Genomic DNA, 16411 nt, shown 5'->3' with positions numbered 1-16411 from the left:
GGACCAGGGCAGCCAGTTCACATCCATCGACTTCATCAAGGCGCTGAAAGATGCCGAGATCCAGATCAGTATGGATGGAAAAGGTGCCTGGCGCGACAATGTCTTCGTCGAACGGCTATGGCGGACGATCAAATACGAGGAGGTCTACCTGCACGCCTATGACGGCGTTTCTCAGGCCCGCTTGGGCCTCACCCGATACCTGACCTTCTACAACACCCGAAGACCGCATTCATCGCTGGACGGGCAAACGCCCGATCAGGCATATCTCAACCTGCCCCGGCCAATCCCGGTCGCGGCATAACTGAGCGGAACATACACTTAGAAAACGGCTCCAAACCGTTCAGATTTCCCGAGCCACCTCTTGGAACCGACATCCAGATTTTCGCCGATGCCGCGCTCTATCGTGCGAAGGAGGGAGGGCGAAACTGCCTGAAATCCTTTACTCCGGCGTTGCATCAGTCGTTGATCGAGGACCGGCGCCTTTCGATGGAAATCCATGAGGCAATCGATGCCGACCAGTTTGTTCCCTTCTTTCAGCCACAGGTGTCCGCCGCGGACGGTCGGCTCGTAGGGGCGGAAGTATTGCTGCGCTGGCTCCACCCCGCACGTGGCCTCCTGCTTCCGGGGGATTTCCTGCAAATGGCGGAACAACTTCGCCTGGTTTCGGACATCGATCGTATCATGATGGAGAAGAGCCACGACGCCCTTGCGCGCTGGCGTGCTCAGGGGCTGATCATCCCGAAGATCAGTTTCAACGTTTCTTCGGGGCGGATGCATGATCCCGGAATCGTCGCGCTAGCCCGCAAGATGAAGTCAACCGACACGCAGGTGACGTTTGAACTCCTGGAATCGATTCTGGTCGAAGAAGAAAGCGACCAGTTCCGTATGCATCTGGAGATGGTTCGCGAAGCGGGAATCGAGATCGAGATCGATGACTTCGGCTCGGGGCATGCCTCCATCATTGGCCTGACGGAAATTGCCCCGTCGGCGCTGAAGATCGACAAGCGCCTGGTCGATCCGGTTGCGCCGGGGTCGCAGTCGCTGAGCCTTGTTGGCGCGATTGTCGAGATCGCCGAGACACTGGGCATCGAGACAATCGCTGAAGGCGTTGAAAATGGCGAGCAAGCCATATTGCTGCGCGACATAGGCTGCTCGGTTCTTCAGGGATACCATTTTGCCCGCCCCTTGAACGAAAAGCAGTTTTTTGATTACGCATATCTGCCGGATCGCAAGTCTGCCTGAATTTTTGGCCGTCTCGATTGTCTCAGCGGTGAACGGAAAAAGGCCAAAAGGATGGGGTTTCGGACATCTCTGGGCGTCACTGAACGTTGAAAGGGTGCCGGGAGCGGATCCGATCCATCGCAAACGAAATTGCTTCCCATCGGAAAGACCGGGGCAGGGGGCTCCACGATTCTCTGAACCTTGCATGCGGTTGCCGTGGCGCTGGTCTTTGCTATTTGTGCCTTTGCTATCTGACAGGCGCGACTTTTTCGAACGCATGTGGGGAGCGCGAGGCACTGGGCGCGATAGGCCGAAGCACGGCCTGGACATACACCGTGACAAGGATGCTCATCCTCGCGGAGAAAGTTCAGATCGCCTGAGACGCGACCCTACATTTTCAGGGTCACGCCGATACAGAATTGTCGTTGTCCCTTCGCAGAGCGGGGCGATCGAGGCCCCCTGATGCCAATGACCGGATTCGGATCGTTGAAGTTGGCATGCTGGATTCCGGAAAGATGGGAAATGCCATGCGTGGCGAGGAGGTCGTCGATGCCGACATTTCCAACGCAGGCTCGCGCTTTGATCTTCGTCGTATGCTAGACCGCCTTGACCGGGGGGCAGAGACGGCATTTGTCTCTTCGCTCACAGAGGTCGGCGTGGCCACCGCTACTGCCACCCAACCCGACCGCCGCCATCGGGGGAGAAGCCTGACATAGCTGAAGAACCGCGTGACGCATGCAGGATTTGGCGGGATGAACGGAGGTCCGATGGCTTGGATAGCCTCGCTGTTCTGGCAGAAACCAGTCGGCTCGGGTGCGTCATGCGCATGGGTTTCTGTCAGATATTCACAGTGGACGCCATCCCGAATGAAGAACGCAGAAACCGGAAGTTAAAAAATATCCAACAATAATATTTTTTAGAGATATGTAGCTGCGGTAAATAGTCACATAAGTATAATTCTACAATTGTGATATGTTAAATATGTCTTTGGGGGATCAAAGTTTTGTTTATGCTGCCTTTTCTTAAGCGGCAGGTGCGTTGTCAGAGTAGTAATTAAATACCGCTTCAAGAGGGCTCTCCATAGCACAAGGCTGACACCTCTTTAAAGGCATTTGCAGGATATGCATATGGCGATCCTGCGTGTTCTCAAGCTGTCCTTGGGACATGGAGAGAACAGAAAATGAAGGGGGGCCAACATGACTCATTCAAGTCATTTTTGCTGCACGTCAGCTGCACTTCTCATAGCGTCAATGGTGATACCTGGCGGCGGCGCTGCTCAGGCAGCGCCTGTGGTCTGCTCGGAGACCTTCGCCAAGGCGGCAATCAGCCAAGGGCTGGCAGAAAATATGTGCAGTTGCACTGCGGTCACGCGTGGATTCGTGAACTATGTCCACCGACGTTCCGATTTCGCCGAACTTCAGCAGGAACTCGAATCGTCCTGCTCGGGGCTTGCCAAAGCCCTCGGGGATCCGCCCGCGGCCATATTGGCCCAAACCGGTGGGGACCGGATGAAACTCGACCAGCGGCGGGACGCTCTACGTGACGACGACGGTCGGGTTGCCGGGCTCGGTGATGCTGATGATACGCCCGCGGCTTCCAACGAGGAAGGTGACCACGATCATGCCGACGGCCATGGCCAGGGCAAAGGCAAAGGCAAGGGAAGCGGCAAGGGAAACGGCAACGGCGGCGGCAACGGAAATTGCAACCAACATGGAAAGGAGAACGGTAAGGGAAAATCTGATAATGAAAGCGGCCACGGGAGTGATGATGGCCATGATGAGGGAAGCCATTCCCATTAATTTTAGGCCCCCGGGAATGTCTCCCACGAAGGTGCACCATTCCCAGGGCAATATATAATGGGCACGACTACAAGGTCGTGCCGGGCTTTGGTTCCTCTCGTTGCAGATGAGCTGGAAGCCCGAACCTACAAGACCTGGGCGCCCGGCGCGCGTCGGGCGTTCATCAAGGGCACACGGCCGATGGTCTCGGACTACGGAACACACCTGCTCCATATTTTCCGCAAAACCGGATCGGACCGTATCATCCAACAAACGCGTGAAGCGCCGGACTTGCCGGCGAGCACGAGTGATCGGTCCGGCCCGGGTTGGCATTCTGTACGGAGGGGGAAACGGAGACCTGGTTATCAAGACCAACTCTGCCGTGAGCCATTCTGGGGGCGCGTTTCCCCGCTTCCTGCTTGGTTCGGTGGAAACGCAATGGAAGATGGAGGATGTCATGAAGTTCAGAAGTATTAGACGCAGGACAGTAAAGACCCTGCTACTGAGCAGCACAGCTACCCTTATCCTCGCACTTGCTCCGGTCGACTTCGTCAATCTTGACTACTCCTTCGCAGTGGCGGCCGGCGGACAAGGCGGCGGCGGCGGCGGCAACGGTGGCGGAGGCGGCGGCGGTTCGTCAGGCGGTGGTGGCGGCGGATCTTCCGATCGCGGCCACGACTCGGATGGAGGCGAGGCGGAAAGCTCGGTTTCGAAATCCTACGACAGCCCGCCGGGGGCTTCTTCGAATAGCGGCGCCCGCAAGGGCAAGGCGAAATCGAACCTCGTGGCCGAGCCGTCGAAGGGCATGAAATCCAGCGCTCCGGAAAGCTCGATGCGTCCAAAGGGCTCGAAGGTGACGACGGCCGAAGATGACACCGATTCCGATCGTCCGGAATGGGCCGGCGTGCCGGGTGGCAAGGATGGCGCCGGCGGCGGTAAACCCCCAACCTCAGGGTCCACCAAGGGAGATCTCTTTGGCGACCTGTTTGTTATCCTGCGCGATGACAATGGTGTTCCGATCCTGACAGACGAGGGTTGGGTTCAGCCGCTGGATGCTGAAGGGAACCTGATTGCGCTCGATGAAGAAGGCCATCCTCTCGACGAGAGCCTGACAGTCGAGGTCGAACTCGGTCGACTGAATGTCGGACGGGCCCCGACCCACGTACTGACGCGCCGCGCCGACGAGGTGATCACGCTGCTCAACCTGGCGACCGACATCCGGACGGACCCCGCGGGACGGCTGGAGTTGCTAGTTGACGACGTGTGGAAGACCATCGACTCGCCGCTGGAGAACCTCGCGATCTACGTGGCCTTGGTGGGCGCGGGTACGATCGAGGGTGTTGATGATCTGCCTGGGGAAGCTTTCGACTTCATGGTCGACGGCGTCTGGAGCATCGAAGATATTCAGGCATCGGCTTCCTTCCTTGCCGCGGCGACCGACAAGTCGGGTGAATTCACGACCGATGAAATCGCCTATATCAACGCCTTCCTCGGAATCGAGACCGAGACAATCGGAAACGTGACCTATACAGATCTGGACTACTCCACGTTCTCCTATGACCGGGAGAGTCTGTATGGGGATGTCACTACCGAGGTTCTGGTTCTGAGCGGCGGCGACTGGGTCGTCGAGACCGTCAACATCTACGAGGCGGTGTTCGGCAGCGAGCCAATGATAATTGGTGATGACAGTGCCACTCCCGACGTGGGCGAGGGTACGCTGGAAGCCTACATGACCGCAGCCGAAGATGCTCGGCTTGTGATCAACTTCATCCACGAGTACGCGGTCCCGGAAGACCCGGCGTAAGATCTTTCGCCGATTTCCTACTAGGGTAGCGTGCACGGCTTCCATCACGACGCGGAGTCGTAACGCCTAGCTTCGGCGCCGGCCAATTCCAATTGGCCGGCGCCATTTCCGTGGCTGCCTCGGCTCGGGGCCCGTTGGCTCGGGCTCCGCGATTGCATGATGTCCGCTGGCGGAAGCCTGCCGGGCGCGCGGGTCGGGCGCCCGCAATCGAGCCCCCGAAACGCGACAAAACCAATGCCGACGGATGGCTTGTCACCTGCCACATCACTTGCTGCGCGGGCGCACTCCGTTGAGAAAGATGTCGATTGCCTTGTCTCGGCGAGCGGCTCTTTCTTCGGGGAGACGAAGGATGCGGTCGGGGTCGAGCAGGCAGGGAATGGCGTTGCCCAAAACCATGTCGACCAGCAGTTCCGCGGCCGCGGGGATCTCGTCGGGCGAAAGCTCAATCTCCCCCGCATCTGCCGCGCGCACCAGTTCCTCGCAGAGCAGGCTGGCAACCTGGCCCGGACCTTTCCGGCTCAGACTGCGGCCCATATCGGGATAGCTGCGGGCCCCGGCGATAACCGTGCGCAACATCTCGATGACGACCTGGGGCGGTTCCGGCCCCGGATTAAGCGTCAACAGAATGCGCAGGCGTTCCTCAAGGGACGCGTCGCGCTCATCGGGGCGAAGCGGGCGGAACAGGGCTTTGCTCATTCTGGCGAGCCCGGCCCCGAGAAGCTCCTCCCGGCTGCGATAAAGTGCATAGAGCGTTCGTTTGGACATGCCGGCACTCTGGGCGATATCGGCCATGGTCACTTCCTCGGGCCCTTTTTCGGACAGAAGCGCGATGGCGCAATCGAGTACGAGCGCCTCGCGTTCCGTCTGGCACATCTGCACCGGGCGGCCGCGCTTTCGCACGCTCTCGTCCTCCTCCCGTGCAGGGTCTTCCGATCTGTCGGACATCCTGTCTCCTCCCATCATGGCGCCTGCAAACGGCAGGCACCGGCGCCATGACCGATCTTTACAAAACTCTATAGTTTCCTTAATTGCCGCAATCAAGAGATCCGCCGTGCCGGCGGGTGATTCATCTGGAGCCCATTATGATGCTCAATCGATTTACCTTGCCGTTCCTGATCGTGGCACTCGGCCTTGGCTTGGCCGCGCCGTCTGCCCATGCGCAGCAGCAGGGGGGCGAACGCCCGCCGATGCCGGTTACCGTTGTGACACTGAAGGCAAGCGACGTGACGCTGACATCGACGCTTCCCGGCCGGGTCAGGGCCTCTGGCGTTGCGGAGGTGCGTCCGCAGGTGAGCGGGATCGTCACTGAGCGGCTCTTCGATGAGGGCAAGCCCGTCGAGCGCGGCGCCGCGCTCTACCGCATCGACCCGGCCAGCTATGCGGCCGCGAAGGCGGCGGCCGAGGCGGGCCTTGCGCAGGCCGAAGCGCAGTTCCGGGCCGCCGACCGCGAGAAGATGCGGCAAGAAGAGCTGCGCCAGAGAAACGTGACCAGCCAGCAGGTGCTCGACGACGCGATTGCGGCGCTGGATGTGGCCAGGGCGGCGGTGAAGGTCGCGGAAGCACAGGTGCTTGCCGCGACGATCGACCTTGACCGGACTACGATCTCCGCGCCGATCTCCGGCACGGTGGGCCTGAGCCAGACAACGCAAGGCGCGCTGGTGACCGCCGGGCAGGCGAGCGCACTGACGGTGATCCGCAAGCTCGACCCGGTCTATGTGGATGTGACCCAATCGGCCGCAGAGATCCTCCACTAGCGGCGTGCGGGCCAACGCCTGGCGGAGGATGCGAGCGTGCGCGTCTCGCTGCGCCTTGCCGATGGCGACCTCTACGAGCATGAGGGGATCCTCGCAGCCGCCGAACCGCATGTGAACGAGCAGACCGGCGTGATCGTGCTTCGGCTGGAGTTCCCCAACCCCGAATTGTTCCTGCTCCCCGGCATGTATGTGCAGGTCGAACTGCCGCAGGCCGTTATCGAGAATGTCATTCTTGCGCCGCAAGAGGGCGTGAGCCGTGACCGGCGCGGCCGACCGGTGGCCATGGTGGTGAATGCCGACAACCAGGTCGAATCCCGCCAGCTGACCGTTCAGCGCGACCTCGGCAACCAATGGGTCGTGACGGAGGGGCTCGCGCCGGGAGACCGCATCATCGTGGCCGGCCTTCAGAAGGTTTCCCCCGGCATGACGGTCTTGCCGGAAGAGCGCGATGCCGCAAGCACCGCTGCGTCCGGCAACTGACCCAATAACTCGGAGATCGTCATGGCTCGCTTTTTCATTGATCGGCCCGTCTTTGCCTGGGTGATCTCGATCCTCATCATGGGTGTCGGACTGCTTTCGGTCTTTACGCTCCCGATTGCGCAATACCCGCAGATCGCGCCGCCATCCGTGCGGATCAGCGCGCAATATCCCGGTGCCTCGGCCGAAACACTGGCAAACACGGTGACACAGATCATCGAGCAGCAGATGACCGGGCTCGATGGCATGAGCTACATGTCGTCCTCCTCGACCTCCGCCGGAACCGCCACCATCACGCTGACTTTCGAGACGGGCACGGACCCGGATGTGGCCCAGGTGCAGGTGCAGAACAAGCTCTCGCAGGCCACGACGCAACTCCCGGAGACGGTTCAACGGCTCGGGGTGCGGGTCCAGAAGGCGTCCTCCTCCTTCCTGATGGTTATCGCGCTGATCTCGGAAGACGGGCGGCTCGACCAGGCGGACCTCTCAGACTACCTGAACACCAACATGGTGGACGAGTTCTCGCGCATCGAAGGCGTGGGCGGCGCACAGGTCTTTGGCGCGCAATACGCCATGCGGATCTGGCTCGACCCGTCCAAGCTCGCGGCCTTCGAGATGACGCCTTCGGACGTGGTCAGCGCGGTCTCGGCGCAGAACGCGCAGATCTCGGCGGGCTCCTTCGGCTCGCTTCCCGCACCTGCCGGCCAGCAACTCAATGCCACGATCACCGCGCAATCCCTGCTGGCGACGCCCGAGGATTTCCGCAACATCGTTCTGCGTTCTGCGTTCTGCGTTCTGCGTTCTGCGTTCTGCGTTCTGCGTTCTGCGTTCGGAGACGGATGGCGGCCTCGTCCTGCTGCACGATGTGGCGCGGGTGGAAATCGGAGCCGAGAACTACTCCACCATCGCCCGGTTCAACGGCCAGCCCGCTTCAGGCATGGCGCTCAATCTCGCCTCCGGGGCCAATGCGCTCGATACGGCCGACCGGGTGAAGGAACGGCTCAAGGAGTTCTCGCAGTATTTCCCCGAAGGCGTGAGCTACGTCATCCCCTATGACACCACGCCCTTCATCGAGATTTCGATCAACGAGGTGCAAAAGACGCTGTTCGAGGCGATCGGGCTCGTCTTCGTGGTGATGCTGCTCTTCCTGCAGAACTTCCGCGCAACCCTAATCCCGACGCTGGCGGTGCCGGTCGTCATCCTCGGAACATTCGCGATCCTGTCGGTGGCCGGTTTCACGATCAACACCCTGACAATGCTCGCGATGGTGCTGGCCATTGGCCTGCTGGTCGATGACGCCATTGTCGTGGTCGAGAATGTCGAGCGGATCATGGAGGAGGAGGGGCTTTCCCCGCGCGAGGCGACGCGGAAATCCATGGGGCAGATCACCGGTGCGCTGATCGGCATCGCGCTGGTTCTGTCGGCGGTTTTCGTGCCGATGGCCTTCTTCGGCGGCTCCACCGGGGTGATCTATCGACAATTCTCGATCACTATCGTCTCGGCCATGGGCCTGTCGGTGCTGGTGGCGCTGACGCTGACACCAGCGCTCTGCGCGACGTTGCTCAGGGCAAAGGACGCGCATCACGCAAGCCGCGGCCCGCTGGGCTGGTTCAACAAGGGGTTCGACAAGGTGACCGGCGGTTATGCCGGCACGGTGGGCTACCTGATCCGGCGGCCATTCCGGGTGCTTATCCTCTATGCGGCGCTCGGCTACGGCATGGTGTTTCTGTTCCAGAACGCCCCGACAGGCTTCTTGCCCGACGAGGACCAGGGCATCCTGTTGACGCTCATCCAGGGGCCGACCGGGGCCACGGCCGAACGCACGCAAGAGGTGGTCAAGCAGGTCGAAACCCATTTCAGGACCGCCGAAGCCGACAATGTCGAGTCCAGCTTCGGGGTCGTGGGGTTTAGCTTCGCAGGGCAGGGACAGAACATGGGGCTCGCCTTCATCCGGATGAAGGATTGGGAGGAGCGCCCATCGCCAGCGCAATCCGTTCAGGCAGTCGCGGGGCGTGCCTTCCCGGCCTTTATGGGGATCCGCGATGCGATGGTCTTTCCCATCGTGCCGCCATCGGTGCCCGAACTGGGCAACGTTTCCGGCTTCGACTTCTTCCTGCAGGCGCAGAGCGGGCAGACACATGAGCAGATCCTGACGGCGCGTAACCAGCTGCTCGGCCTGGCGGGACAAAGCCCGCTCATCGGTTCCATCCGGCCATCGGGCATGGAGGACGCGGCGCAGTTCAAGCTGGATATCGACTGGCGCGCCGCCGGCGCTGTGGGGGTCACACCCGCCAATGTCGGGACCACGCTCAACATCGCCTGGGCCGGAAGCTACGTGAACGATTTCAACGATAACGGTCGGATCAAGCGGGTCTATGTCCAGGGCGAGCCGGAAAGCCGCGCGACGCCGTCCGACCTGCAGAAATGGCGGGTTCGCAACGCCAATGGCGATCTGGTCCCCTTTGCCAACTTCACCAGCGAGAGTTGGGAATACGGCCCGCAAGGTCTCAACCGCTACAATGGCATCCCAGCGATGCAGATCCAGGGCTCGCCTGCGCCGGGCGTGACCACTGGCGAGGCGATCGCCGAAATCGAACGCCTCGTGGCCGAACTTCCCCCCGGCTACAGCGCCGCCTGGACGGGGCTGTCGCTGGAAGAGCTGAAATCCGGCGGGTCGGCACCGATGCTCTATGCGCTTTCGCTTGCGGCGATCTTCCTGTGCCTCGCGGCACTCTATGAAAGCTGGTCGATCCCGTTCTCTGTCATGCTGGCGATGCCCATCGGGGTGCTCGGCACGATGGGCGCGGCCTATTGGTTCGGCTTCGAGAACGGCGTCTTCTTCCAGGTCGGGCTGCTGACGGTGATCGGCCTGACCGGCAAGAACGCGATCCTGATCGTGGAGTTCGCGCGCGAGCGTTTCGAGGCGGGCGAGGATCTCCATTCCGCTGTGAAGGAGGCCGCGCGCCAGCGTTTCCGCCCGATCATCATGACCTCGCTTGCCTTCACGCTGGGCGTGGTTCCGTTGGTGCTGTCCACCGGGGCCGGTGCCGGAGGCCGTACAGCCGTCGGCTCCGCCGTGCTCGGCGGAACCATCACCGGTACGGTGCTGGGCGTGGTGTTCGTGCCGCTCTTCTTCGTGGTCGTGGCGCGGATCTTCAACCGGGCACGGGTGAAGGAACAGGCGGGGGCCTCGGCGCCGGCATCGTGACCGAGCTCGCAGACGGGGCCGGTCGTGCACGCGATGGGCAGCGGCTGTCAGGCCGTTGTCAGGTCGAATTCGCGATACTGGCGGTCGTGAAACACCTCTGCGTTCTCCTGATCCTGTTTTTCGCCGGGCCGGCCACAGCCGAGTCCGATCATGACCTTGCGCGCGAGGCGGCTTCCCGCCATGAAATCCTGCCTCTTGCGACGGTGATGCAGGATGTTTCGGAGCGCTATTCCGCCACGCCACTCGAGGTCGAACTGGAACGCGAAAACGGGCAGTATGTGTACGAGTTCGAGATGATTACGCCGGAAGGGCGAATCTTCGAGATCCTGGTGGATGCTGCAACCGGCGATATCCTTGAGGAAGAGGGGGACTGAAGCCTATGCGCGTGCTGGTCGTCGAGGACGACGCAAGGATCGCTTCCGATCTGAAAGCCGCGCTGGAGAGCGCCGGGTTTCGCGTGGAATCCTGCGGCGACGGCGAGAACGCGTGGTTTCTGGGGGATACCGAGGAGTATGACCTTGTGGTGCTCGATCTCGGCTTGCCGCGGCTCGACGGACTGACGGTTCTGAAGCGCTGGCGCGGAAACGGCCGGGAGATGCCCGTGCTTGTGCTGACGGCGCGCGGAGCATGGGCGGAGCGCGTCGAAGGGATCGACGCGGGCGCCGACGACTACCTGCCCAAGCCGTTCCGCATGGAAGAACTGGTCGCCCGCGCGCGGGCGCTTGTGCGGCGCTCCGCCGGGCGCGGCTCGGCGCTGCAGGAGGCGGGTGAGCTTGCCATCGACACCAACCGAATGTCCGTGTCGCTGCGCGGCGTTCCGCTATCGGTCACCGCGCTTGAATACCGGCTCCTGTCCTACCTGATGTTGCACAAGGACAGGATCATTTCGCCCGGCGAACTGCTCGAACATCTCTATGGGGACGAGGATGCGCGGGAGGCCAACGCGCTCGAAGCCGTCGTAACCCGCCTGCGCCGGAAGCTCGGTCCGGGCGTGCTCGGAACCCGCCGGGGTTTCGGCTATTTCCTTGAGCCGTTGGGGCCGGGCGGGTGAGATCCTATTCGCTCCGCCTCCGGCTCCTCGTTGCGGGAGCGGTGTCGGTTCTGTTCGCACTGGCTATCGCCGCCGCGGGCATTTCCTGGCTTTTCGCCGCGCATGTTGAACGGCGCGCCCTTGCGGAACTCTCGGTCCAGTTGGATCAGGTGCTCTCGGGCGTCGAAAGGGACGCGGAGGGGCAGATCTTTCTCTCCAACAGGCCCGCCGATCCGCGTTTCCACCGCCCGCTTGGCGGGCTTTACTGGCAGATATCGGTCGAGGGGCGCCTGCTCAGGTCGCGCTCGCTTTGGGACCATGAGATCCCCTTGCCAGTCGATGAACTACCCGATGGCGGGGAACATGTTCACACGCTTGAAGGACCGGGCGGGCAGTCGCTGCTGACGGTCGAACGCAGCGTGATCCTTCCACCGCGGCTGCGCGAGACGCCGATGCGGGCAGCCGTCGCCGTGGATCGTGCCGATCTGCAGGCCGCGAGCAGGGATTTTGCCTCGGACCTGTTGCCCTTCCTGCTGATCCTCGCTGTGGTGCTGATCCTCGCAATGGCCGCGCAGGTCACCATCGGGCTCAGGCCGCTGGGGCGGGTCGAGGCCCGGCTCGGGGCTATCCGGTCCGGGCAGTCGCGTCGGCTCGGCGAGGATTTTCCGACCGAGGTGATCCCACTGGCGAGTGAGGTGGACGCCTTGCTGTCCGAGCGCGAGGAGGAGATTTCCCGTGCCGGAATGCGTGCCGCGGATCTGGCACACGGGCTCAAGACGCCGCTGCAGGCGCTTCTGGGCGAGTCGGGGAGGTTACGCGCGAACGGGCAGGAGAGCCACGCGGACGCGATCGAGGAAACCGTCGAGACGATGCGAGGCCATGTCGACCGGGAACTGATGCGGGCCCGGGCCTCGCTCCATCGCGAGACCGCCTCTTGCGACATTGCGCAGGTGCTGGAGGCCGTCCTGCGCGTGCTCCGCCGCAGCGCGCCCGGTGATGAAAGAACGTGGTCGGTCCATGTCGAGCCGATGCTGTCCGCGCGGGCGGATGCCGGCGATTTGACCGAGATCCTGGGCGCGGTGACCGAGAACGCGGCGCGCCACGCGACCTCCCGAATACGGATCGATGCAAGCCGGGTTGGGCAAAACGTCGAGATAAGTGTTGAAGATGATGGCCCCGGCATCCCGCCCGACAGGCTGGCCGAGATGACGCGTCGCGGAGTGCGTGCCGATGAGAGCTCCCCGGGGAGCGGGTTCGGGCTGGCGATTGCGTCGGAGCTTGCCGAGGCGCTTGGCGGCGGGTTGGAGCTTCACCCCGGAACCCCCGGCTTGTCGGTCCGCGTGACCCTTCCGGCGGCGCCCGCCCAAAGCTGACAAATCCCTGACATCAACGGTCAGCCCGGCGTCAGCACCCCCATGTCATCCTGTCTCCAGCCGCCCGAATCCGGGCCCGGGAGACATGGAATGACCGACGCAACGACTACCGAGATAAGCATCCGCCCGGAACGGGTTCGTGTCTGGGATATCTGGGTCCGCCTGTTTCACTGGCTACTCGTGGCCAGCATCACCATCGTTGCCGTGACCGGTTTCCTGTTCGACGCCTCCTGGATCGCACTTCACATCGTCGCCGGTCTTTCGGCCGTTGCGCTGGTGGTTGCACGGGTAATCTGGGGCTTTCTCGGGCCGACCCATGCGCGGTTCGCCAACTTCCTGCGCCGGCCTGCCGTGGTTCTCTCCCACCTGACGGGCAAGGAGTCTGGCCGGTATCTTGGGCACAACCCGGCTGGCGGGGTGATGATGCTGGGTCTGATGGGCATCGTCCTGATGCTCGGAGTCACCGGGCTTGCGGGGCTGGGCGGCGTCTTGAGAACGGGGCCATTGCTCTCATTGCCATATCCGGTTGGCGCGGCGGGGCTCGAGATCCATGAGGCGCTTGCGGTTTTGCTGCTGGTCATGATCCTCGCCCATATCGCCGCCGCGATCTTCGAGAGCCGCCGCAGCCGGGAGAATCTGGTCCGCTCCATGCTCTCCGGTACCAAGGAGAGCCGCCCCGGAGACCACACCGGCCACCCGGAGCGTGCGCGTCCGTTCATCGCGTTGTTCCTGATCCTTGGGCTTGCCGTTACCGCCACCCTGCTCCTGCCGAACGGTGGCCGGGCACCTGTCGGCGCGCCGGTGGCCGAGCTGGATGCGAGTTTTGACGATGAGTGTTCCGCCTGTCACCTTGCCTATCATCCCAGCCTGCTGACGGGGTCGGAGTGGCGCGCGCTCATGGCCGGGCTCGAAGACCATTATGGCGAGGATGCCAGCCTCGATCCCGAGACGACGGCTCGGATCACTGACTGGCTCGTGGCTCATGATGCCGCGACCGTTCAAACCCGTCCGGCACGGATGTTTGCAGGCACCCTCGGGACCTCGGCCGTATCCATGACCGACAGCCGCGTCTGGAACCATCTGCACGAAGACGTTCGGGAAGAGATCTTCCTGCGCGCCCCTGTTTACTCGAAATCGAATTGTTCGGCCTGCCACGGCGATGCCGAGACCGGATGGTTCAGCCCCTTCCACATTCAAATTCCCAAGGAGCCATCAAAGTGAAATACCTGTTGATCCTGCCGCTCTGCCTGTTGGCCGCTCCGCTCGCAGCGCAGTCCACGACACCCTCAGATTTGATTGCGAACTACACCGCGGAAGCCGGCGTCGCGGCGTCCGCTGAGCGCGGACAGGCCCTTTTCACGGCCAGCCATACTGGCGGCAAGCCCGACACGCCCTCCTGCACGACCTGCCACGGCGCCGATCCGAGAGCGGCAGGGCTGGCGCGGACCGGCAAGCCGATCGAGCCACTCGCACCCTTAGCAAATCCGGAACGGCTTACCGACCTGAAATTCGTCGAGAAATGGTTCGGCCGAAACTGCAACTCCGTGCTTGGCCGGGACTGCACCTCCGCCGAAAAGGCCGATGTCATCGCCTGGCTTTCCAGCCTCTGAAACCAAGGAAACCCGATCATGATCAAGACCCCGATCCTCGCCGCCGTGGCCATGGCGTTTGCCGGCTCCGCCTTTGCGGACGAGATGGAATACATGCCTCCCGTGACCCATGCAGCCACGCTGGAGGAATGCAGCGCTTGCCACATGGCCTATCCGGCCGGCTTCCTGCCAGCGCAATCCTGGAGAGTGATGATGACCACGTTGGAGGACCACTTCGGCGAAAACGCCGGATTGGACGAGGAAACGCGCGCCGAAATCGAGGCTTACCTAGTGGCCAATGCCGGGCGGGACCTTTCCGGAGACGGCGCCGTGCCGCAACGCATCTCGGAGCTGCCCTGGTTCCGGCATGAGCATGAGGAAGAAGTTTCGAAACGCCAGTTCGAAAAGGCGAAATCCTGGGCCAATTGCAATGCCTGCCACGAGCGGGCCGAGCAGGGGATCTTCGAAGACGACTGAGACCGCGCAGGACAGCAGGTTGACGGAAGCGTCCGTCAGCCTGCTGTCAGGAGAAAAAAGCTAACATGCATGGACAAGCAACGTTGACTGAGGTGCAATCGTCGGAGCGCCGGGTCTGACACGTCCAGGTCGGGATTTGTTCCCATTGCCCATGATCGGGGGACGGGGAGTCGTCGAACGCGTAAGACTGGGGGGAAATATGCGTATTCTTTTCACAGGCGGCTCCGGCAAGGCCGGACGACACGTGTGTCGCTACCTTCGTGGAAGAGGCCACCGGGTGGTCAATGTGGACCTGACGCCGCTGGACGAGCCGGGGATCGACAACCTGATCGCCGACATCACCGATAGTGGCGCGATGTTCAACGTGATGACGAGCTATGCCGGTTTCGATGAGTTGGAACCTGGTACCGGTGTGCCGAGATTCGATGCGGTGGTGCATTTCGCCGCCGTCCCGCGCATCCTGATCAACCCCGATCACGAGACGTTCCGGGTCAACACGATCGGAACCTATAACGTGATCGAGGCGGCGGTGAAGCTCGGCATCCCCAAGATCGTCTTCGCGTCTTCCGAGACGACTTATGGCGTCTGCTTTGCCGATGGCGAGGCGCTGCCGGACTACCTTCCGGTGGACGAGGAACATGACACCAACCCGATGGACAGCTACGGGCTGTCCAAGGTGGTCAACGAGAAGACCGCCCGCGCGTTCCAGCGCCGCTCGGGCTTCGACATATACGGGCTCCGCATCGGTAACGTGATCGAACCGCATGAGTACGACCGCTTTCCGGCTTTCTTTGCCGATCCGGCCGTCCGGCGGCGCAACCTCTTCTGCTATATCGACGCGCGTGACCTCGGCCAGATTGTCGATCTTTGCCTGAGGGCGGATGGGCTTGGCTTCCAGATCTTCAATGCCGGAAACGACACCAACTCGGTGAACATCCCGAACAGCGAGATCATCGCGCGTTTCTACCCGGAAGTGCCGATCCGGCGGGACCTGCACGAGGACGAAGCGCTCTTTTCTAATCTGAAGATCCGGACGGTGCTCGGCTTCGAAGAGAAATATGACTGGCGCGACTATGTCGAAGAGGTTGAACTCGAACCGTGCTGATTGCGGGCACACCGGCGCCGCAATGACTGCCGAATGGCGCTGCTCCAACGGCACGCGCTGTCCTGCTTCGGATTGAAAACATTGAGCTACTCCGAGAAATTCGGACGCTGACGTAGGCTACGAATTGCGGTCTGCTGATCTTCGACGAGAAGGAGGTCAGAGATGTCGAAAGCAAGCGGAACGCGCCCAAGTTCAAAGCGAAAGTGGCGCTGGAAGCATTGAAGGGCGAGGAAACGGTGGAGAAGCCGCACCGCGCCTGGTCGGGGCAGGAGCCGGTTCACTCCAGAACCCGCCATTCCGACATTCCCAGCAGGCGCGACAACTCTTCAGGAAAGTGACGCAAATATCGCCAAGTCAAAGCCGACCCTGGCTGCTGATCAGCGATATTGACGACACCTTGACAGGTGACGCCTTCGGCCAGTCTCTTCACGGCGTCCCCAGAAGCCGCAAGCATTTGCTCTGCCGGGAAATTGACCCTTGAAATGGCATTCGAACGAATGGACTAATCCATAATCAGGGGCAAGGAGATGCCAGTGTCAGAGTCCCGACAGCCAGGCAAACCGATAGCTGCCACCTAGGACAGGGTGATCAGAAC

At 62.0% G+C, this 16411-nt stretch carries 12 protein-coding genes and 2 pseudogenes; 13 read left to right on the top strand and 1 reads right to left on the bottom strand.

What is annotated here, in order from left to right; genetic code table 11:
• From BLR85_RS14770 to BLR85_RS29545, 4 genes are all read left to right on the top strand, one after another.
• Positions 1-301: integrase core domain-containing protein (locus BLR85_RS14770; RefSeq protein ID WP_139188410.1), on the top strand; the 301-nt coding region annotated here is incomplete at its 5' end.
• Positions 302-462: 161 nt separating this feature from the next.
• Positions 463-1242 carry an EAL domain-containing protein gene (locus BLR85_RS14765; RefSeq protein ID WP_093157491.1) on the top strand — a complete coding sequence of 260 codons (780 nt, stop codon included), beginning with the start codon at positions 463-465 and terminating at the stop codon, positions 1240-1242.
• Between the two features lie 1175 nt (positions 1243-2417).
• On the top strand, positions 2418-3020 hold the full coding sequence (locus BLR85_RS28525) for a hypothetical protein (RefSeq protein WP_139188409.1): 603 nt from the start codon (positions 2418-2420) through the stop codon (positions 3018-3020).
• Positions 3021-3456: 436 nt separating this feature from the next.
• The gene (locus BLR85_RS29545; RefSeq protein ID WP_139188408.1) at positions 3457-4803 is read left to right on the top strand and encodes a hypothetical protein; all 1347 of its coding nucleotides are present in this window, start codon (positions 3457-3459) and stop codon (positions 4801-4803) included.
• 264 nt (positions 4804-5067) lie between these two features.
• On the opposite strand, the gene BLR85_RS14745 is transcribed toward BLR85_RS29545, so the two are convergent.
• Positions 5068-5748 carry a TetR/AcrR family transcriptional regulator gene (locus BLR85_RS14745; protein WP_170844582.1) on the bottom strand — a complete coding sequence of 227 codons (681 nt, stop codon included), beginning with the start codon at positions 5746-5748 and terminating at the stop codon, positions 5068-5070.
• Positions 5749-5885: 137 nt separating this feature from the next.
• Between BLR85_RS14745 and BLR85_RS14740 the strand changes: the two are divergent.
• From BLR85_RS14740 to BLR85_RS14700, 9 genes and pseudogenes are all read left to right on the top strand, one after another.
• Positions 5886-7037 (top strand): annotated as a pseudogene (locus tag BLR85_RS14740) (efflux RND transporter periplasmic adaptor subunit).
• A 21-nt stretch (positions 7038-7058) separates the two neighbouring features.
• Positions 7059-10242, top strand: a pseudogene (locus BLR85_RS14735) (efflux RND transporter permease subunit).
• Positions 10239-10616: a PepSY domain-containing protein gene (locus tag BLR85_RS14730; RefSeq protein ID WP_093157474.1), complete on the top strand. Its 378-nt coding sequence runs from the start codon at positions 10239-10241 to the stop codon at positions 10614-10616. Before BLR85_RS14735 ends, BLR85_RS14730 begins: the two are co-directional and overlap by 4 nt.
• A 5-nt stretch (positions 10617-10621) precedes the next feature.
• On the top strand, positions 10622-11293 hold the full coding sequence (locus BLR85_RS14725; RefSeq protein ID WP_093157471.1) for a response regulator transcription factor: 672 nt from the start codon (positions 10622-10624) through the stop codon (positions 11291-11293).
• Positions 11294-11334: 41 nt separating this feature from the next.
• A complete protein-coding gene (locus tag BLR85_RS14720) occupies positions 11335-12645 on the top strand; it encodes a sensor histidine kinase (protein WP_139188407.1) in 1311 nt (436 codons plus the stop codon).
• Positions 12646-12735: 90 nt separating this feature from the next.
• Entirely contained in the window at positions 12736-13866 is a 1131-nt protein-coding gene (locus tag BLR85_RS14715) for a cytochrome b/b6 domain-containing protein (protein ID WP_093157465.1), read from the top strand.
• Entirely contained in the window at positions 13863-14255 is a 393-nt protein-coding gene (locus tag BLR85_RS14710) for a DUF1924 domain-containing protein (RefSeq protein WP_244520743.1), read from the top strand. Before BLR85_RS14715 ends, BLR85_RS14710 begins: the two co-directional genes overlap by 4 nt.
• Positions 14256-14273: 18 nt before the next feature.
• A complete protein-coding gene (locus BLR85_RS14705) occupies positions 14274-14711 on the top strand; it encodes a diheme cytochrome c (RefSeq protein ID WP_093157459.1) in 438 nt (145 codons plus the stop codon).
• Positions 14712-14910: 199 nt separating this feature from the next.
• A complete protein-coding gene (locus tag BLR85_RS14700) occupies positions 14911-15816 on the top strand; it encodes an NAD-dependent epimerase/dehydratase family protein (protein WP_093157456.1) in 906 nt (301 codons plus the stop codon).
• The last annotated feature ends 595 nt before the right edge of the window (positions 15817-16411 follow it).

This window comes from Aliiruegeria lutimaris (assembly GCF_900099935.1).
Classification (GTDB): domain Bacteria; phylum Pseudomonadota; class Alphaproteobacteria; order Rhodobacterales; family Rhodobacteraceae; genus Tropicimonas; species Tropicimonas lutimaris.
Note: the sequence above shows the minus strand (reverse complement) of the source record. Positions and strands in the feature narration are given on the sequence as shown.